Annotated in this window: 20 protein-coding genes; 19 read left to right on the forward strand and 1 reads right to left on the reverse strand. The window is 62.8% G+C overall.

All coding sequences use genetic code 11. The annotated features are described in order from the left end of the window. On the reverse strand, positions 1-1,520 hold a 1,520-nt coding region (locus tag VMH34_00110), incomplete at its 3' end, for a YgiQ family radical SAM protein (GenBank protein HTT07187.1). Positions 1,521-1,636: 116 nt separating this feature from the next. On the opposite strand from VMH34_00110, the gene VMH34_00115 reads away from it, so the two are divergent. From VMH34_00115 to der, 19 genes are all read left to right on the forward strand, one after another. After that, a complete protein-coding gene (locus tag VMH34_00115; GenBank protein HTT07188.1) occupies positions 1,637-2,230 on the forward strand; it encodes a LemA family protein in 594 nt (197 codons plus the stop codon). A gap of 190 nt (positions 2,231-2,420) precedes the next feature. Next, positions 2,421-4,385, forward strand: a complete 1,965-nt coding sequence (locus tag VMH34_00120) for a M48 family metallopeptidase (GenBank protein ID HTT07189.1) — start codon at positions 2,421-2,423, stop codon at positions 4,383-4,385. Positions 4,386-4,529: 144 nt separating this feature from the next. Then, positions 4,530-5,030, forward strand: a complete 501-nt coding sequence (locus VMH34_00125; GenBank protein HTT07190.1) for a Fe-S cluster assembly transcription factor — start codon at positions 4,530-4,532, stop codon at positions 5,028-5,030. Beyond that, positions 5,011-5,334 carry an iron-sulfur cluster assembly accessory protein gene (locus tag VMH34_00130; GenBank protein HTT07191.1) on the forward strand — a complete coding sequence of 108 codons (324 nt, stop codon included), beginning with the start codon at positions 5,011-5,013 and terminating at the stop codon, positions 5,332-5,334. Before VMH34_00125 ends, VMH34_00130 begins: the two co-directional genes overlap by 20 nt. Positions 5,335-5,374: 40 nt before the next feature. After that, positions 5,375-6,823, forward strand: a complete 1,449-nt coding sequence (gene sufB / locus VMH34_00135) for a Fe-S cluster assembly protein SufB (protein HTT07192.1) — start codon at positions 5,375-5,377, stop codon at positions 6,821-6,823. A gap of 40 nt (positions 6,824-6,863) precedes the next feature. Next, positions 6,864-7,613 (forward strand): Fe-S cluster assembly ATPase SufC, encoded by a 750-nt coding sequence (sufC, locus tag VMH34_00140; protein HTT07193.1) that lies wholly within the window; start codon positions 6,864-6,866, stop codon positions 7,611-7,613. Continuing rightward, positions 7,610-8,932: a Fe-S cluster assembly protein SufD gene (gene sufD, locus VMH34_00145; protein HTT07194.1), complete on the forward strand. Its 1,323-nt coding sequence runs from the start codon at positions 7,610-7,612 to the stop codon at positions 8,930-8,932. Before sufC ends, sufD begins: the two co-directional genes overlap by 4 nt. Before the next feature lie 8 nt (positions 8,933-8,940). Then, a complete protein-coding gene (locus tag VMH34_00150) occupies positions 8,941-10,194 on the forward strand; it encodes a cysteine desulfurase (GenBank protein HTT07195.1) in 1,254 nt (417 codons plus the stop codon). Continuing rightward, positions 10,191-10,634 (forward strand): SUF system NifU family Fe-S cluster assembly protein, encoded by a 444-nt coding sequence (locus VMH34_00155; protein ID HTT07196.1) that lies wholly within the window; start codon positions 10,191-10,193, stop codon positions 10,632-10,634. The genes VMH34_00150 and VMH34_00155 overlap by 4 nt, the downstream gene beginning before the upstream one ends. A gap of 16 nt (positions 10,635-10,650) precedes the next feature. Continuing rightward, positions 10,651-11,217 carry a putative Fe-S cluster assembly protein SufT gene (gene sufT, locus VMH34_00160; protein HTT07197.1) on the forward strand — a complete coding sequence of 189 codons (567 nt, stop codon included), beginning with the start codon at positions 10,651-10,653 and terminating at the stop codon, positions 11,215-11,217. Beyond that, positions 11,217-11,525: a non-heme iron oxygenase ferredoxin subunit gene (locus VMH34_00165; protein HTT07198.1), complete on the forward strand. Its 309-nt coding sequence runs from the start codon at positions 11,217-11,219 to the stop codon at positions 11,523-11,525. The genes sufT and VMH34_00165 overlap by 1 nt, the downstream gene beginning before the upstream one ends. A gap of 146 nt (positions 11,526-11,671) precedes the next feature. Next, positions 11,672-12,097, forward strand: coding sequence for a nucleoside-diphosphate kinase (ndk, locus tag VMH34_00170; GenBank protein ID HTT07199.1), 426 nt, complete (start codon positions 11,672-11,674; stop codon positions 12,095-12,097). Beyond that, the gene (gene rlmN / locus VMH34_00175; protein ID HTT07200.1) at positions 12,094-13,200 is read left to right on the forward strand and encodes a 23S rRNA (adenine(2503)-C(2))-methyltransferase RlmN; all 1,107 of its coding nucleotides are present in this window, start codon (positions 12,094-12,096) and stop codon (positions 13,198-13,200) included. Before ndk ends, rlmN begins: the two co-directional genes overlap by 4 nt. Before the next feature lie 18 nt (positions 13,201-13,218). Beyond that, a complete protein-coding gene (gene pilW, locus VMH34_00180) occupies positions 13,219-14,007 on the forward strand; it encodes a type IV pilus biogenesis/stability protein PilW (GenBank protein ID HTT07201.1) in 789 nt (262 codons plus the stop codon). Then, a complete protein-coding gene (locus tag VMH34_00185; GenBank protein HTT07202.1) occupies positions 14,007-14,957 on the forward strand; it encodes a RodZ domain-containing protein in 951 nt (316 codons plus the stop codon). The genes pilW and VMH34_00185 overlap by 1 nt, the downstream gene beginning before the upstream one ends. A gap of 37 nt (positions 14,958-14,994) precedes the next feature. Next, positions 14,995-16,269 carry a histidine--tRNA ligase gene (gene hisS / locus VMH34_00190; GenBank protein ID HTT07203.1) on the forward strand — a complete coding sequence of 425 codons (1,275 nt, stop codon included), beginning with the start codon at positions 14,995-14,997 and terminating at the stop codon, positions 16,267-16,269. A gap of 80 nt (positions 16,270-16,349) precedes the next feature. Further along, a complete protein-coding gene (locus VMH34_00195) occupies positions 16,350-17,009 on the forward strand; it encodes a tetratricopeptide repeat protein (GenBank protein HTT07204.1) in 660 nt (219 codons plus the stop codon). Then, the gene (bamB, locus tag VMH34_00200) at positions 17,006-18,181 is read left to right on the forward strand and encodes an outer membrane protein assembly factor BamB (GenBank protein ID HTT07205.1); all 1,176 of its coding nucleotides are present in this window, start codon (positions 17,006-17,008) and stop codon (positions 18,179-18,181) included. Before VMH34_00195 ends, bamB begins: the two co-directional genes overlap by 4 nt. Before the next feature lie 81 nt (positions 18,182-18,262). Beyond that, positions 18,263-19,585 (forward strand): ribosome biogenesis GTPase Der (gene der, locus VMH34_00205; protein HTT07206.1); only part of this gene is annotated, 1,323 nt, incomplete at its 3' end.

Raw genomic sequence — 19,585 nt, forward strand, 5'->3', positions numbered from 1 at the left:
TCCTTCACATACTCCGGCGATCCGATGGCGAGGTCGTAGCGCACGCCGGAGCCGATCAGCACTTTCTTGACGCCGGATACTTCGCGGGCGCGGCGATAGAGCTTGATGAGCGGCGCGTGATCAGTATTGAGATTTTTGCAGATGGTTGGATAGACGCACGACGGCCGCCGGCAGGCCGCTTCGATTTCCTTTGATTTGCAGGCCAGCCGGTACATGTTTGCGGTCGGCCCGCCGAGGTCGGAGATGACGCCGGTGAAGCCGGGCACGGTGTCGCGGATGGTTTCGATCTCGCGGATGACGGAATCCTCGGAGCGGTTTTGGATGATGCGGCCCTCGTGCTCGGTGATCGAGCAGAAGGTGCAGCCGCCGAAGCAGCCGCGCTGGATGGCGATCGAGAAACGGATCATTTCATAGGCCGGGATCTTCGCCTTGCCGTAGATCGGGTGCGGCCGGCGCGCGTAGGGCAGTTCGTAGATGGCGTCCATCTCCTTTGTGGTCAGCGGGATCGGCGGCGGGTTGAGCCACACGTCGCGATCGCCGTGGCGCTGCACCAGCGCGCGGGCGTTGCCGGGGTTGGACTCCAGATGCAGGATGCGCGAGGCGTGCGCGTAGAGCACCGGATCGGCGGCGACCTGCTCATGGGCCGGCATGCGGATGACGCTGCGCTCGCGATCGGCATTCGGTACGCGCTTCAGGAAGCGTATGATATTGGTTCCCGCCGGCGCGGCGGCGTTCATCTGGCGGCGGTCTTCTTCGGAGGCATACGGATCGACGGGCGGGTTGAGCGGGCCGGGCGTGTCGATATGCGTGGAATCGATCTCGATCCAGCCGTCGGGGATGTGGTCGCGCGCAAAAGCCGTCCCGCGCACGTCAGTGATGTCCGTGATCGATTTCTTGGCGGCGAGCCGGTGGGCGATGTCGACGATGGCGCGCTCGGCGTTGCCGTAAACCAGCAAGTCGGCCTTCGCGTCGAGTAGGATGGAACGGCGCACCTTCTCCGACCAGTAATCGAAATGGGCGATGCGGCGCAACGACGCCTCGATGCCGCCGATGATGATCGGCACGTCGCCGTATGCCTCGCGCGCCCGCTGCGCGTAGACGATGACGGATCGATCCGGGCGTTTGCCGGCGACGTCGCCGGGCGTGTAGGCATCGTCCGAGCGGATGCGGCGGTCGGCGGTGTAGCGGTTGACCATCGAATCCATGTTGCCGGCGGTGATGCCGAAGAAGAGATTGGGGCGGCCCAGCGCCTTGAAGGGTTCGGCGGAGCGCCAGTCCGGCTGGGCGATGATGCCGACGCGGAAGCCCTGCGCCTCCAGCACGCGGCCGATGATGGCCATGCCGAAGCTCGGATGATCGACGTAGGCGTCACCGGTGACGATGATGATGTCGCAGGAATCCCACCCAAGCGCCTCCATCTCCGCGCGCGACATGGGCAGGAATGGCGCCGGCGTCAGCCGCGCCGACCAGAATTTGCGGTAGCTGAATACGTCCCTGGGTTGTAGCTGCGGGCTTGGCATGGCGGCTGCTGGCAAGGTATGGCGCTATTGTCATCGTGCGCCGGACTGGGACAGCTATTATAGTAGATGTCCGCGGTGCGCGGGCGCGCACTCATCACCATGAAGCAGGAGGCAATATGAGCGTGGGCACGATTGTTTTCTGGGTGGTCGTTGTCGGTTTCATTCTTTACATCATCTCCATCTACAACGGGTTGGTGTCGGCGCGCAATCAATTCAAGAACGCCTTCTCGCAGATCGACGTGCAGCTTCAGCGCCGCTACGACTTGATCCCCAACCTGGTTGAATCGACGAAGGCCTATATCAAGCACGAGCGCGAGACACTGGAGGCGGTCACCGCCGCCCGCAATCAGGCGCAGACGGCCGCCCGCGCCGCCGCCGCACAGCCGGACAATGGTGCGGCGGTCACGGCGCTGGGCGCGGCGGAGGGGACGCTGGGCGCAGCCATGGGCCGGTTCATGGCGGTGATGGAGGCCTATCCCGACCTCAAGGCCAACCAGACCATACAGCAACTCATGGAGGAGTTGTCCTCCACGGAAAACAAGATCGCCTTCGCACGGCAGTTCTTCAACGACGCGGTCATGTCCTACAACACGATGCGTGAGCAGTTCCCCAACACGCTCATTGCCGGTCCCTTTAATTTCGGCGAGGCGAAGCTGCTGGAGGTGGACAATCCGGAGATGCGCAAGGCGGTGAAAGTGTCATTGTCTTGAGGCCGGATCAGTCCTTCCCGGACTGCCCGGCATACGAAAAGTGAAAAATATGATTTTCACTTTTCTCCGTTCTCAAGGACGCAATGTCCTTGAGAACGGCGGCAGAACCCTTCGCGCAATGGCGTTCTTCCCCGTGCCGCAAAAACCCACGCCGGAATGTATCCGACGACCTGCAATGGATGTTTGACCAATGAATTTTTTCGAGCAGCAGCACAGGGCGCGACGCAAAACCTGGCTTCTGGTGCTTTATTTCCTGATCGCGGTGGCGCTGATCATCGCCGCCGTCGAACTGGGCGTGTACTACGCCCTCCTGTTCGGGGACGTCTATCACCACGATCTGAATGCCTGGTTGCTGGAACCCGGATTCTTGTGGGTGATCGCCGGCACGGTGGCGGTGATTTTTTCCGGCACGGCCTACACGGCCATACAACTCTCCGGTGGCGGGCAGGCGCTGGCGGAAATGGTCGGCGCCACCCGCATCCGCCCAGCGACGCAGGAGACCAATGAACGCAAATTGATGAACGTGGTCGAGGAGATGTCGATAGCCTCCGGCACACCGGTGCCGGCGGTGTATGTCATGGAGGATGAGTCCGCCATCAACGCCTTCGTCGCCGGCACGCGCCCCGCGGAGACCGTGCTGGTGGTGACGCGCGGCGCCCTGGAGCAACTCAATCGCGATGAATTGCAGGGCGTGATCGCCCACGAAAACAGCCATATCCTGAACGGCGACATGCGGCTCAACATCCGGTTGATGAGCGTGCTGGCCGGCATCCTGCTCATAGGCAAGCTCGGCGGCTTTCTGCTGCGATCGCTGCGGGGCACGAGCGGCAGGAGCAGTGGGCGCGGCCGGGACAGCGGCAACGCCGCCCTTGTCATTCTTGCGCTGGGATTGATTTTGCTGGCTATTGGTTACATCGGAGTTTTTTTTGGCCGCTTGATCAAGGCGGCGGTGTCGCGCAACCGTGAGTGCCTGGCCGACGCCTCCTCGGTTCAATTTACACGCAATCCAGACGGCATTGCCGGCGCCTTGTGGAAGATCAAAGAGAGTACCGCGGGTTCGCTGCTGGGCAGCATGCATGCGGAAGACCTGAGCCACTTTTGTTTCGCTACTTCACTGAACGTGAGTTTTTCCTCGCTGTTGGCCACCCATCCGCCGCTCGAGGACCGCATCAATGCGATCAACCCGCGCTTCATGGTAATGGCAAAGGCCCGGCAACTTACCGAGAGCGCACGGCAGCGAATTGCGGATGAAAAAATCGGCGCCTCTTCCGTCGTGGCGGATGGAAAACGGGAATTGCCGCCCATTCCTTTTATATCACCGTTCGCTTCCGCGCAGGCCATCGCGGCCACCGTCGGTAATCCAACTGCACAACATGTCGATCACGCCGTTCAACTCCATGGCTCGCTTCCGGAAAATCTGCTCCGGGCCGTGCATGACATCGCCGGCGCGCGCCAGGTGATCTACGCCCTGCTGATCGCGGGCACCGATCCGAAACAACAACCGGCCGCGCGTGCACTCGTGGTGAAACAGGAGGGTGAAGAATTCGCCGCCACGGCGGCGGACCTCATGCAGACCGTAATCCAGGCGGGAGCGGGTGCGCGTCTCCCCATCATCAATCTCGCGCTGCCGGCTTTGAAACAGATGCCGGCAGAACAGCGACAGGCGTTTCTGAATGCGGTCGAGACGATCATCGCCGTGGATGCGCGCCGCACCGTCTTTGAATTCGTGCTGATGACGTTGTTGCGTGAACATCTGATCGTGGATGGCGGCATGTCCGATGTGGTGAAGTACCGCAGCATCGATCCAGTGATGCCGGACCTCCAGCTGCTCCTCACCGTGTTGGCCAGGGTCGGCACGTGCAGGCCCGAGGAGGCCGCGGGCGGCTATCAACGGGTGATGGCCATATTTACCCCCGAGCCGTCCGAACCGGTGCCGGCGGCCAGGTGCACGATGCAGGCGCTTGGTCAGGCACTGCATAATCTGTCCCTGCTGACGCCATTGCTGAAACGCTCCGTGATCACCGCCTGCGCAGATTGCGTCCTGCGCGATGGCAGGGTGGCGCCGGCGGAAGCGGAATTACTGCAAGTCACGGCGGAAGTGCTCGACTGTCCGATGCCCCCACTATTGCCACCGCCCGCAGGCAATAAGGTTTAATATTTAAAATCAACAGGTTGGTACAATAGAAGTCATCAGGTTCGCCCCGAATCCCAGATCACTGGAACTGGCGCAGTCTATTGTTGACTAATATAGTCAGATATGGGATTCTTCCCGCCCTTTTGATTTGGAGTTGCACCGACCATGCGACTGACCACCCGCGGACGTTACGCCGTTACGGCCATGTTGGATCTGGCCCTGCATCATGATCAGGGACCGATAACGCTGGCCGATGTCGCCGATCGCCAGAGAATCTCGCTCGCCTATCTGGAGCAGTTGTTCACCCGGCTGCGACGGCGGGGGCTGGTGCAAAGCGCGCGCGGTCCACGCGGCGGCTATCGCCTCGGCCGCGACGCCGCCGACGTGTCGGTGGCGGAGGTGATCGCCGCGGTGGACGAATCGGTGGACGCCACCCGTTGCGGCGGCAAGGAGAATTGCCATGACTCGCATCGTTGCCTGACCCATGATCTATGGGAGGGGTTGAGCCGGGAGATTCATTCCTTTCTGAGCCGCATCAGCCTGGCCGAACTGGTGGCCGGGCGTGATGCGCAACAGCAAATGGCGAAGGAAGGACAGTCCGTGTCCATTCCGGTGTGGAAACTGAAACGCAAAGGAGCACATAAAGATGGCCGTCACCCTGACTGAACGCGCCGCGGCGCACGTGCGGAATTTCCTGGCCGGACAACGCCAGGCCGCCGGACTGCGCATCGGCATCAAGAAAACCGGCTGTTCCGGCCACGCCTACGTGGTCGAAGTCGCCGAGAATGTGGGCGCGCATGATCAAATTTTCGAATCGCAGGGCGTCAAGCTCGTGGTGGACCACGAGGCCCTGGCCTTTCTCGATGGCACCGAGCTCGATTACGTGCGCGAAGGCTTGAACGAGAGCTTCAGGTTCAACAATCCGAACGTGAAGGCCACCTGCGGCTGCGGCGAGAGCTTCACCACATGAAACACTTCGCCGCTTTTTAGCGACAAACGAGCCTCAAAACATGTCCACGGGCACAAAACAGGTCGAAGCACTGCTCAAGAAGGGCTACGGGGCCGGCTTCTATACGGAGGTTGAGGCCGACACCGCGCCGCCCGGTTTGAGCGAAGACATCATCCGGCTCATCTCGCACAAGAAGAACGAGCCGGAGTGGATGCTGGAATGGCGGCTGGCCGCGCTACGCCACTGGCAGACCATGACCCCGCCCGCCTGGGCCAGCGTGCATCATCCACCCATCGATTTCCAGGCCATCTCCTATTATTCCGCGCCCAAGACGAGGAAGGACGGCCCCAAAAGCCTGGACGAGGTGGATCCGAAACTGCTGGAAACTTACGAGAAACTGGGCATCCCGCTGCGCGAGCGTGAAATCCTCGCGGGCGTCGCGGTGGATGCCGTGTTCGACAGTGTCTCGGTGGCCACCACCTTCAAGGACAAACTGGCCGCCGCCGGCGTGATTTTCTGTTCCTTCTCCGAGGCGGTGGAGAAGCATCCTGAACTGGTGCGCCAGTATCTCGGCAGCGTGGTGCCTCAGGGCGACAACTTTTATGCCGCGCTCAATTCCGCGGTGTTCACGGACGGTTCGTTCTGCTACGTGCCGAAGGGCGTGCGCTGCCCCATGGAATTGTCCACCTATTTCCGCATCAACGCGGCCAAGACCGGGCAGTTTGAGCGCACGTTGATCATCGCCGACGAAGGGGCCTCGGTTTCCTATCTCGAGGGCTGCACCGCGCCGATGCGCGACGAGAACCAGCTGCACGCGGCGGTGGTGGAGTTGATCGCGCTCAAGGACGCGCGCATCAAATATTCGACGGTGCAGAACTGGTATCCGGGCGATGCCGAGGGGCGCGGGGGCATCTACAACTTCGTCACCAAGCGTGGCGAGTGCCGTGGGGCGAACTCGCACATTTCCTGGACGCAGGTTGAAACGGGCTCGGCAATCACCTGGAAATATCCGAGCTGCATACTGACCGGGGACAATTCGGCGGGCGAGTTCTATTCGGTGGCGCTGACCAACAACCGCCAGCAGGCCGACACCGGCACCAAGATGATTCACATCGGCCGGAACACGAGCAGCACGATCATCTCCAAGGGCATCGCCGCGGGCCGCGGCCAGAACGCCTATCGCGGCCTGGTCAAGGTGGCGAAGAGCGCCGAGAACGCACGCAATTATACGCAGTGCGATTCGTTGCTCATCGGCGATCGTTGTGGCGCCCATACCTTCCCCTACATCGAAGTGAAGAACCCGACCGCGAACGTCGAGCATGAGGCCACCACTTCCAAGATCAGCGACGATCAGCTTTTCTACTGCCGCAGCCGCGGCATCGGCGAGGAGGACGCGGTCAGCATGATCGTCAACGGCTTCTGCCGGGCGGTATTCAAGGAATTGCCGATGGAGTTCGCCGTGGAGGCGCAGAAGCTGCTCGGCGTGAGCCTGGAAGGCGCGGTCGGCTGACGATCAGGGAAAAATTGTCATGAGCGGAAACGGATCAGCGATGTTGAAAATCGACAACCTGCACGTGAGCGTGGACGGCAAGGCCATTCTGCGGGGGCTCTCGCTCACCGTGAAGCCCGGCGAGGTGCACGCCATCATGGGCCCGAACGGTTCCGGCAAGAGCACCCTGGCGCATGTCCTGGCCGGCCGCGAGGGCTACGAGGTCACGGCGGGCGGTGTTACTTATCGCGGAAAGGACATGCTGGCCCTGTCGCCGGAGGCGCGCGCGCGTGAAGGCGTATTTCTCGCCTTCCAATACCCGGTCGAAATTCCCGGCGTCAACAACGTCTATCTGATGAAGGCCTCGCTCAACGCCATCCGCAAACATCGCGGCGAGCCCGAGCTGGACGCCGTCGAATTCCTCAAGCTGGTCAAGGAGCGGGTCAAGCTGGTGCAGATGGACGACAGTTTCCTGGGCCGCGCCGTCAATGAGGGTTTCTCCGGCGGCGAGAAGAAGCGCAACGAGATATTCCAGATGGCGGTGCTGGAGCCGAAACTCGCCATCCTCGACGAGACCGATTCCGGCCTCGATATCGATGCGCTCAAGGTTGTCGCCAGCGGCGTCAATCAGCTGCGCAGCCCGGACCGCTCCATCGTGTTGATCACGCACTACCAACGCCTGCTGGATTACATCGTTCCGGATGTCGTGCATGTCCTCTCCAACGGCCGCATCGTCCGTTCCGGGGATCGCGAACTCGCCAAGACGCTCGAACAGCGTGGTTACGACTGGTTGAAGGAGGCCGCCGCATGAACAAGCCCGCGGTCCTGACCGGCAATTTTGTCGACGAATTCGAACGGGTCGTAAAGACCCTTCCCGGTGGCAACGAACTTGCTGATCGGCGCCGCAACGCCATCGAGCGTTTCCGCGCGCAGGGTCTGCCGACCCTGCGCCAGGAGGCGTGGAAATACACCAATGTGACGCCGCTGGCGCGCCGCGCCTATCGCGCCGCGACCCGCAAGGATGCAGGCACTGCGGCGGCCGGGCTGATCGCAAAACTGCCTGACTATGCCGCGGAGATCCGGCTGGTGTTTGAGAATGGACAACTGCGCGCCGATCTCAACGACGGCAGGGCGTCACCGGCGGGCGTTTCGCTGCGCAGTCTGGCCGACGTGCTGCGCGAGGCGCCGGCGGATGCGGCGCGCCGGGCGCCCGGAGAAGCAACGCCGTTTCAGGCGCTCAATGACGCCTTCTGCACGGATGGCGTGCTGATCACGCTGGCGCCTGGCGCGCATGTCGAACCGCCGATCCACCTGGTCTTTCTTGCCACCGGCGGGGCCGACGCGCTGGCGGTTCATCCGCGCGTGCTGATCCGCGCCGGCGCCGGGTCGCGGGCCCGCATTGTCGAAACTTACCGCGGCGGGACTGAAGCGGGATTGACCAACGCGGTCACCGAGATCAGCGCCGCCGAAGGCGCGCACATTGAACATTATCTGGTTCAGGATGAATCCGCCGGGGCTTTTCACATCGGTCATCTGCATATCGAACAGGCGCGGGCCAGCGAGGTGATCTCCCATGCCATCGCCATGGGTGGCTTGCTCGCCCGGCGCGACATCGAGGTGCGGCTCACCGCGGAACAGGCGGGAGCGACCCTATACGGGCTCTACCTCACCGGCGGACGGCAGCATGTCGATCATCACACCCGCGTCGATCATCTGGCGCCGCACACCCGCAGCGAGGAGTTCTACCGCGGCATACTCAACGGCAGCAGCCGCGCCGTGTTCAACGGCAGGGTGATCGTGCATCCCGGGGCGTTCAAGACCGATGCCCGGCAGTCCAACCACAACCTGCTGCTGTCGAAGGACGCCGAAGTCGACACCAAGCCGGAGCTGGAGATCTACGCCGATGACGTCAAATGCAGCCACGGCGCCACCGTTGGTCGGCTCGATGCCGATGCCCTGTTTTATCTGCGATCCCGCGGGCTGGATGAAGTTGCGGCGCGGGGACTGCTGACCTATGCCTTCGCCGCCGACGTGATCAGCCGCATCGGCATCGAATCCCTGCGCCGGGAACTCGCCCGCCGCGTCGCCGGCCAGCTGCCGGGCGGCGAACTCGTGAAGGACATGCTGTGACCCGCGCCATGACCCTTGACGCTTCCCGGCCCGCGTCACCGGCGTTTCCGGTGGAACGGTATCGGGCTGACTTTCCGATCCTGAATGTGCGCGTGCACGGCCGGCCGCTGGTCTATCTCGACAACGCCGCCACCACGCAGAAGCCGCGGATTGTCATCGACACCGAACGGCGTTATTACGAACAAATCAACGCCAACATCCATCGCGGCATCCATACCCTGAGCGAACTGGCGACGCAGGAATACGAGCAGGCGCGCGAAAAGGTGCGCCGCTTCCTCAATGCCCGTTCGACGCGCGAGATCGTCTTTACCCGCGGCACCACCGAGGCCATCAATCTAGTGGCCGCGAGCTTCGGACGCAGCCGGCTCAAGGCCGGCGATGAAATCCTGCTGACCGGCATGGAGCATCACTCCAACATCGTGCCGTGGCAATTCATTGCCGGGCAGACCGGCGCGGTGCTCAAGGTGGTCCCGATCGATGAGCGGGGCGAGCTGGTCATGGAGGAATTCCACCGGCTGCTGTCGCCGCGCACGAGGATCGTCGCTGTGACGCACGTCTCCAACGCCCTCGGCACCATCAATCCGGTCATGGAGATCGTCCAGGCAGCGCACGCCGCGGGCGCGGTCGTGCTGCTCGACGGCGCCCAGGCGGTGGCGCACGTGCCGGTCGATGTGCAGGCGTTGAATTGCGATTTCTACGCCTTCTCCGGCCACAAGCTGTACGCGCCTACCGGCATCGGCGCGCTCTATGGCCGCGAGGCGCTGCTGGAGGCGATGCCGCCGTATCAAGGCGGCGGCGACATGATCAAGGCGGTCAGCTTCGAGAAAACGCTCTACAACGATCCGCCCTACAAGTTCGAGGCCGGCACACCCAACATCGCCGGCACCATCGGCCTCGGCGCGGCCATCGACTACGTGCAGTCCGTCGGCCTGGAGGCGATGGGCGCGCATGAGCACGAATTGCTCGCGCATGCCACGGAACGCGCGGTTGAGATACCGGGGCTGCGCATCATCGGCACGGCGCGACGGAAAGGGGCGGTGCTGTCGTTCGTCCTCGATGGCATCCATCCACACGACATCGGCACCATCCTCGATCACGAGGGCGTGGCCATCCGCACCGGCCACCACTGCGCGATGCCGGTCATGACCCGCTACGGCCTGCCGGCCACCGCCCGTGCTTCGTTTGCCTTCTACAATACGCGCGCCGAGGTCGATGCCCTGATCGCGGCCATCGGGATCGTGCGCGAGGTGTTCCGGCGATGATGGATTTGAACGATCTTTACCGCGAAGTCATCGTCGATCACAACCGCAGCCCGCGGAATTTCCGGATGATGGACGATGCGACCAACAGCGCCGACGGCTACAACCCGCTGTGCGGCGACAGGTTGACGCTCTCGATGAAGATCGAGGATGGCGTCATTCGCGACATCGCCTTCCAAGGCAGCGGTTGCGCCATCTCCACCGCCTCGGCCTCGCTCATGACCGAGAGTCTGAAGGGCAAGAGCGTCGCCGAGGCGGAAATGCTGTTCGACAGGTTCCACAAGCTGATTACCGCCGATGGCGACGAAAACGATCCGGCGCTGGGCAAGCTTGCGGTGCTGGCCGGCGTGCGCCAGTATCCGGCGCGCATCAAGTGCGCGACCCTGTGCTGGCATGCTGCGAACGCGGCTCTGCACGGCGAAAAGAACGCCACCACCGAGTAGGCTCATCCCTGAATCCATGAACGCCCCCGAACTGCAGCAGACCATCGCGCTCAAGCGGGATTGCGACGCCATCCTGATCCCGCACGGCACGCCGATCCAGATCGCCGCGGGAACGGAGGTGATGGTCACCCAGGCGCTGGGCGGCAGCGTCACCGTGAACATCCACGGCAATCTCGCCCGCATCGCGGGCAAGGACCTCGACGCCCTGGGAATGGAGCCGCAGAATGCCGCGCCTCAGGTGCAGGACCAGTCGCAGCAGGATGGCGGCGTGAATGAGGAGCTTCTGTGGGAGCAATTGCGCACCTGTTATGACCCGGAAATTCCCATCAACATCGTTGATCTCGGACTGGTCTACAAATGCGAGGTGACACCGCTGACCGACGGCGGCGGCAACCGCATCGACGTGCGCATGACGCTGACGGCACCCGGCTGCGGCATGGGACAATTTCTGGTCGAGGACGTGCGCGCCAAGCTGGCGCAGGTGCCGAACGTCACCGAGGTCAACGTCGATCTCGTGTTCGATCCGCCCTGGCATCAGGGCATGATGTCCGAGGCGGCGCGCCTGCAAACCGGGATGTATTGATGGCGGAGTGGATCGATATTGCGGCGGCGGCTGATCTGCCGCCCGGACGACGCGTGCACAAGGACGTGAACGGCGTGGCGATCATCGTCATCAATCTCGGCGGCGAACTGCTGGCGGTGGAGGACGTGTGCACGCACGACGGCACGCCGCTGGACGAGGGCGAGATCATCGGCGGCGAGATCATCTGCCCGCGGCATGGCGCCCGTTTTTGCCTGCGCACCGGTCGGGCGATGTGTCCGCCCGCCTATGAGCCGATTGCCACCTTCAAGGTGCGCGTCGAAGCGGGGCGGGTGCAGGTGCGCGTTTAAACCGGCTCCGAAATGAATACCTTTTTTTTCACGGCATATTCGCGGTGTGTCTTGCCATCCCTGTTTTATCCGACGGTTGGAATCCCTATAATGGCGCAATTTTTCGCGAAGATATTGGAAATACAAAGGAAAACAAGAGGATGGCAATTGAGCGTACTTTCTCCATCATCAAACCGGACGCAGTGGCCAAAAACAAGATCGGGGAAATCCTGGCACGTTATGAACGCAACGGCCTGCGCATCATTGCCATCAAGACGGTTCGATTGAGTTGGGAGCAGGCCGAAGCCATTTACGGTATCCACCGCGGCAAATCGTTTTACAATGACTTGATTGCATTCATGACCTCCGGCCCCGTGGTGGTATCGGTGTTGGAGGGCGAGGGCGCAGTGATGAAACACCGCGATATGATGGGCATGACCGATCCCAAACTGGCGGATCCTGGCACGATACGCGCCGATTTCGCCGAGAGCATCAGCCGCAACGCCGTGCACGGTTCGGATTCCATCGACAACGCGAAGTACGAGATCAACTGCCTGTTCAAACCCGAAGAGATTTGCGAGCGAAGGAAATGACCGGGACTGATGCCAATCGCGTCAATCTGCTCGACTTTGATCGACCGGGTCTGGAGACCTGGTTTGCCGGCCTGGGTGAAAAACCCTTTCGCGCCGTGCAGGTGATGAAGTGGATCCACCAGCAGGGCGTCACCGGATTCGAGGCCATGTCGAATTTGAGCAAGGCGTTGCGCGGGCGCCTGTCGGAAGGGGCGGAGGTCCGGCTGCCGGAAGTCATCTCGGAGCAGACCTCCGACGATGGCACGCGCAAGTGGATGCTGCGACTCCCGGCCGGCGGCGCCGTCGAAACCGTGTTCATACCCGAGACCGGACGCGGCACCTTGTGCATCTCATCACAGGTCGGCTGTCCGTTGGAGTGCAGTTTCTGCGCCACCGGCAAGCAGGGCTTCAATCGCAACCTGGGCACGGCTGAAATCATGGGACAGATTTTTCTGGCGGCCCGCCTGCTGGGACAGTTCCCCTGCACCCCGGAACGACGGCGGATCACCAATGTCGTATTCATGGGGATGGGCGAGCCGCTGCTCAATTTCGACAATGTGGTGCGCGCCATCAACGTCATGCTTGATGACAACGCCTATGGCCTGTCGCGCCGCCGCGTTACCATCAGCACGGCGGGCGTCGTCCCGGCCATGGATCGCCTGAAAGAAGCGAGTCCCGTGAGCCTCGCCGTTTCCCTGCACGCGCCGAATGACAAACTCCGCGATCAACTGGTGCCGCTCAATCGCACCTACCCGCTCAAGGAATTGCTGGCGGCCTGCAGACGTTTCGCCGGGGGATACAGCAACCACGAGCAGATCACCTTTGAATACGTCATGCTTGACGGCGTCAACGACAGCCCCGCGCAGGCCCGCGCGCTGGTGCGGCTGCTGGCCGGGATACCGGCCAAGGTGAATCTGATCCCGTGGAATCCCGTCAACGGCGTGGACCATCGACGCTCACCGCCGGAGGCCGTCGATCGTTTCCGCGCTATACTGCAACAGGCGGGTCTCGTCACCGTCACGCGCAAGACGCGCGGTGACGACATCGATGCCGCCTGCGGCCAGCTGGTGGGGCGCGTGGAGGCGCGCGCCGCACGGCATCGCCGTGAACGCGCAACCGGCTGAAAACGGGAGACCCGATGAATGAACAGACCCGGCAGTAAAAACTTCCGCTGCGGAATCCTGCTGCTGGCCGGCCTGTTCATGGCGGCATGCGAATTCAATCCGGCCAAATCCGAAACGCCGGAGGCGACCAGCAAACCCGCCAATAATCACCTGGCCGAGATCTATACCCAGTTGGGCATCGAGTACATGAACAACGGCCAGAACGAAGTCGCAATGAAGAAACTGCAGCGGGCGCTGGAAATCGATTCGAATTACGCGCTGGCTCACAATGCGATGGGCCTGCTGGACGCCCGCCTGGGGGAAAATGAGAAGGCGCTGGCCAGCTTCAAGCGCGCCCTGGACATCAGCCCGAACGACCCGAACATACTCAACAATTACGGTCTGTTCCTGTGCCGCGCCGGGAAGGCCGCCGAAGGCCAGGAACAATTCGCCCTGGCGCTCAAGAATCCCCTGTACCAAAACCCGGAAATTGCGTACACCAATGCCGGCATCTGCGCGGAGCAGCAGAAGGATCCGGCCGGTGCGGAGGTTTTTCTGCGCCAGGCATTGGAACACGATCCCAAGATGGCCGTGGCCTTGCTGGAGATGGCCAAGGTCAGCTTGCAGCAGGAAAAATATCTGCCGGCGCGCGGCTATCTGGAGCGCTATTCCAGTGAGGCGCCGCACACCGCCCAGAGTCTCTGGCTGGGCGTGCAGATAGAGCGCAAGCTGGGCAACAAGGATGCCGCTGGCAGTTATGCGGTGACCTTGAAGGGTAAATATCCGGATTCGCCCGAGGCGCGGCAGTTGCAAGAGTCGGGGGAATAATGCGCCGCGCCCGCCCCGCTCACGAGGACGATGCCGGGCTGGCGGGCGAACTGACGCTTGGGGAAACGCTGCGCAAGGCGCGAGAAAAAAAGAACATGACCGCCCACGACGTGGCGGCAAAACTGCGTCTCAACACCGGTATCATTACCGCCCTGGAGGGGGGGGCGATCGAAGGTCTCCCCGCACCGACCTACGTGCGGGGCTATATCCGCGCCTATGCCCGGCTGCTGGGATTGGACCCCACGTCGATGATCATGGAATACGACCGCACGGCCGGCGCGCCGCCGGAAATCGAACCCCAGCGCGACATGCCGGAGCCACAGGTGAGCGCCAGCGACCTGCCGGTCAAGGCGATGACCTATGCCGTCATCATCGTGTTGGCGGCACTCACGGTGATGGGTCTGCTGCAGAACTACCAGCAATCGTTGCTGTCCTCGCTCAGCCTGCCGAAATGGGCCGGGGAGGGCGCTGCCACGGGAACATCCCCGGCCGGCACCCGCCCCAACGACGCGAAGCTCACGTCAAAACCCGCGCCCCCCGCCGCGCCGCAGCCGCCGGCGTTGTCTTACACCTATCCGGTGCTGACCGAGGCGGGCCTGTCCCCGGAGGGATTGGAGGCTTTGAAAATTCCGGCAACGGAGGCGCCAGCGACGGCGGATAATACCGCGCCGACGCCCGCGGCGGACGCGGGCGCGGACGTATTGAACATGGAGGTCAGCGCCGATTCGTGGATCGACGTCTCCGACAACACCGGCGCCAGGCTTTATTACAACGTGGCGCACAACGGTGATCACATCACCGCGCAGGGCGCATTGCCCTACCGGGTGCGCATCGGCCGCATGTCGGGCGTGCGTTTGAACTTCCGCGGCGCGCCGCTCGACGTCTCGGACTATACCCATGATGGCGTGGCGCGCTTCAAGCTCACTGATCAGGGTGCGGCGCCACCTTAGAATTCCTTACAACGTGATCGGCTGACCCAGGGAACCCGTGGCGACGACGCTGCAATCCATACGCGGCATGAATGATCTGTTGCCGTCCGAAACGCCGCTATGGCAGGCATTGGAGGCGGCGTCGCGCGCCGTGCTCCGCGCTTACGGTTTTGAGGAAGTTCGCTTCCCCCTCCTCGAACAAACGGCGGTGTTCGCGCGCTCCATCGGCGAGCACACCGACATCGTCGAGAAGGAGATGTACACCTTCGAGGATCGCAACGGCGATTCCCTGAGCCTGCGTCCCGAAGGCACCGCCGGTTGCGTGCGCGCGATGCTGGAACACGGACTGTTGCGCGGCCAGACACAGCGGCTGTGGTACATGGGGCCCATGTTCCGCCATGAACGGCCGCAGAAAGGACGTTACCGGCAGTTTCACCAGATTGGCGTGGAGGCGTTCGGCATGGCCGGCCCGGATATCGACGCCGAATTGATCCTGATGACGGCGCGATTGTGGCGGCAACTGGAATTGAAGGGACTGACTCTGCAAATCAATTCACTCGGCAGCAGCGTGGCGCGGGCCAAATACCGCGCGGAACTGGTGCGCTATTTCTCTTCGCACGAAAAGGCGCTGGATGCCGACAGCCACCGCCGTTTGACGGCCAACCCGCTGCGCATACTGGACAGCAAAAATCCGGCGATGGCCGATCTTATCGCCGCCGCGCCGGCGTTTGCGGATTATCTGGATGCGGAATCCGCCGCGCACTTCGAGTCGTTGCAATCGTTGCTGAAGGATGCCGGCGTGCCTTGCGAGGTGAATCCAAGGCTGGTGCGCGGTCTCGATTATTACGGCCTGACCGTGTTCGAATGGGTCACCCGGGATTTGGGGGCGCAGGGCGCGGTGTGCGCGGGCGGCCGCTACGACGGTCTGGTCGAACTGTTCGGCGGCCCGCCGACGCCGGCCGTGGGTTTTGCCCTGGGCATGGAGCGCCTCATCGCCCTGTGGCAGGGTCAGGGACGAAAAGCGGAGGCGGATACACCGGCGGTATATTTGATGCCGGTGGAGCCGGAATGCGTGGGCGCGATCCTGAAACTGGCGGAGCAACTGCGCGATGCCTGTCCCGGCTTGCAGATCGAGACTCATTGCGGCGGCGGCAGCCTGAAATCGCAATTCAAGCGCGCCGATCGTGTGGGCGCGAAACTGGCGGTGATGGTGGGCGGAGAAGAACAGAAGTCCGGCAAGGTGACGTTGAAGGATCTGCGCAGTGGCGCCGGGCAGCAGAGCATGTCGCCGGCGGCGTTGATTGATCTTTTGAAACAGTCCCAGAAACTTTGAGTCAGGCGCCGTATCCAATCCCCGATACGCACTTTATAATGCGCCGCTTTCATAATCTTTAAGTCATCGCAGGAGCAATCATGGTTGATGAAATTTACGCTTCCGAGCAGGAACAGGTGGAAGCCATCAAAAAATGGCTGAAGGAAAACGGCGGCGCAATCGTCGTTGGCGTGGTGCTGGGACTTGGCGCCGTCGGCGGCTGGCGGTGGTGGCAGACGCGTGTGCGCGTCGAGGCGGAAGCAGCCTCGGCGGTATTCGAACAGGCGCTGGGCGCATCATTCAACGGCAAGGCCGATGAAGCGGAAAAAATCGCCGGGAGTGTAATCACCGACCACCCCCGCACCACCTATGCGGCCTATTCCGCTCTACTGCTCGCCAGGCTGGCGGTGGAGAAACATGATCTCGCCGCGGCAAAGACCCAATTGGAATGGGTGCTGGCGAATTCCTCCGGGAGTGGCGTGCGCACCACCGCGCAGATCCGGCTGGCGCGGGTGCTGCTGGCGGAAGGCAAGCCGGATGAGGCCTGGAAACAGGTGGAAAAAATCGATCCCACCGCCGGCGGTACCGCCCTGCTCGCGATCAAGGGTGACATCCTCGCGGCGCAGGGCAAGACGGCCGAGGCACGCCAGCAGTATCTGGATTTGCAGGCGCGCACCGGCGCTGCCGCCGATGCGGACAATGATCCGTGGTCGCTCAAGCTCGATAATCTGAACGCGGCGCCCGCAAAGAAATCCCAGTGATTCCTTATTTGCGTCATGCCGGCCTGGCCGCCGGATTCGCCATTGGTCTTGCCGGCTGCGGGCTGAGCAATTACGTCTCCAACTACATGGCCGGCGAGAGCAATGCCGCGCCGCCCGCGCCGCTGGTTGAATTCACGCCGCTGGCCGGCGTCAAGCAAGGCTGGTCGGAAAATTTCGGCAAGGGCGCGGATGAGCAGTTTCTGAAGCTGGAACCGATGCTGGTGAATGATCGCGTTTACGTGGCGGAGCGCCGTGGCACCGTGGCCGCCTTCAGTGCCGCCGACGGCAAGCGCCTGTGGCAGACGGAGACGGAGACCGCCATCGCCGGCGGCCCCGGCGTCGGCGATGGCCTGGTGCTGGTTGGCACCAGCGGCGGCGAGGTGCTGGCGCTTTCGGAGGCGGACGGCAAACTATTGTGGCGCGCGCGGGCGCCGAGCGAGGTGCTGGCTGCGCCACAGGCGGCGCAGGGCGTGGTGGTGGTGCACAGCGGCGACGGCAACCTGATCGCCTTGAACGTTGCCGATGGAAAGAAATTGTGGAGCTATGATCGCGGTGCGCCGGTCCTGAGCCTGCGCGGCACCAGTCCGCCGCTCATGGTCAAGGACAGGGTGATCGTGGGTTTTGACAACGGCGTGCTGTCTGCCCTCGAACTCAAGACCGGGCAGGTGGAATGGGAGACCACCATCGCCGTGGCCCGCGGCCGCAACGATCTGGAGCGCATCGTGGACATCGATACCCAGCCCGTGCTGCGCGACGACGTGCTGTATGTCGCCAGCTTCCAGGGACGCGTGGCGGCGGTGTCGCTGGACAACGGGCAGACCCTCTGGAATCGCGATCTGTCATCGTATGCCGGCGTGGGCGTGGACGATAAAAATGTTTACGTCACCGCCGCCGACGGCACCATATGGGCGCTGGATCGCGAGACCGGCGCCTCGGTGTGGAAGCAGGACAAGTTGAAGGCGCGCAGCTCCACGGCCCCCGCCCCCATGGGCAGTTATGTCGTGGTCGGCGACGTCGAGGGTTATCTGCACTGGCTGCGCCGCGAGGACGGCCAGTTCGCCGCGCGTGTGCAGGTGGACAAGACCCGCATTATCGCGCCGCCGGTCGCGGTCGGCACCCAATTGCTGGTGTACAGCAGCGGCGGCACGCTGGCTTCATACCTGCTACAGTAGATCGCATCTCAAATTCCTTTTCGTACGTGAAAACCGTTCGTGCCGAGGTATCTAAGCACGACCATGCCGAGCGCAGTAGCTATGAAGCCGACAGTCGCAATTCTTGGCCGCCCCAACGTCGGCAAATCCACGCTCTTCAACCGGCTCACCCGCACGCGCGAAGCGCTGGTCGCCGATCAGCCGGGGATCACCCGCGATTATCACGTCGGCGAAGGCCGCATCGGCAATCGCCCCTATCTCGTCATCGACACGGGCGGCGTGACCAAAAGCCGCGATCCGCTGGCCAGCACGGTCAGCGATCTGGCGCTGAAAATGGCGCAGGAGGCCGACGCGATCCTCTGGGTGGTCGACGGCCGCGATGGGCGCACGGCGGAGGATGATCGCATCGCCGAATGGCTGCGTCATTCCGTCAATCTGGCGGACAAGCCCGTTTTTCTCGTCGTCAACAAAACCGAAGCCCTGGAGCCCGCGTCAGCATGCGCCGAGTTTTATGGTTACGGCATGGGCGAGCCGATGGCAATCAGCAGCGCGCACGGCGAAGGCATGGAAGAACTCATGGCTCGCGTCTTTGCCAAGTTGCCCCCGGTGGACGAGCCGGACACGGCAGCGGAGCGGATGCCGAAAGGCGTGCGCGTGGCCGTGCTGGGACGCCCCAACGTCGGCAAGTCCACGCTGGTCAACCGCATGCTGGGCGAGGAGCGCATGCTGACTTATGACCAGCCCGGCACCACGCGCGATGCGGTGGCCGTGCCCTTCGTGCGCGACGGCAAAGACTACGTGCTGATCGACACCGCCGGCGTGCGACGCCGCGCGCGGATGGCCGAGGACATCGAGAAATTCAGCGTCATCAAAGCGCTCCAGGCCATCGACGCCGCGCACGTGGTGATCCTGGTCATCGACGCGCAGGAAGGCGTGACCGAGCAGGACGCGAGTCTGCTGGGCCAGATCCTGGACAGCGGCCGTGCGCTCGTGATCGCCGTCAACAAGTGGGACGGTTTGAGCGAGGATCAAAAAACCTGGACGCGCAATTCCATCGACCGGCGGCTGGACTTCGCCAATTTCGCCCGCGTGCATTACATCTCGGCGCTGCATGGCAGCGGTGTTGGCAACCTGTTCGAATCCATCGATCGCGCCCATGCCTCCGCCTTCAAGGAGGTCTCCGCCGGGGACCTCACTGACATGCTGGGTCATTTATTGGAGGCGCATCAGCCGCCACTGGTGCGCGGCCGGCGGATCAAACTGCGCTACGCGCACCTCGGTGGCCACAACCCGCCGCGCATCGTGATCCACGGCAACCAGACCGAGTCCGTGCCCAACGCCTATCGCCGCTATCTGGAGAATGAATTCCGGAAACTGCTCAAGATCGAGGGTACGCCGTTGAAACTCGAATTCCGCACCGGCGAG

This window comes from Gammaproteobacteria bacterium, from assembly GCA_035501935.1.
In the GTDB taxonomy this organism is placed as follows: domain Bacteria; phylum Pseudomonadota; class Gammaproteobacteria; order JAJPIJ01; family JAJPIJ01; genus JAJPIJ01.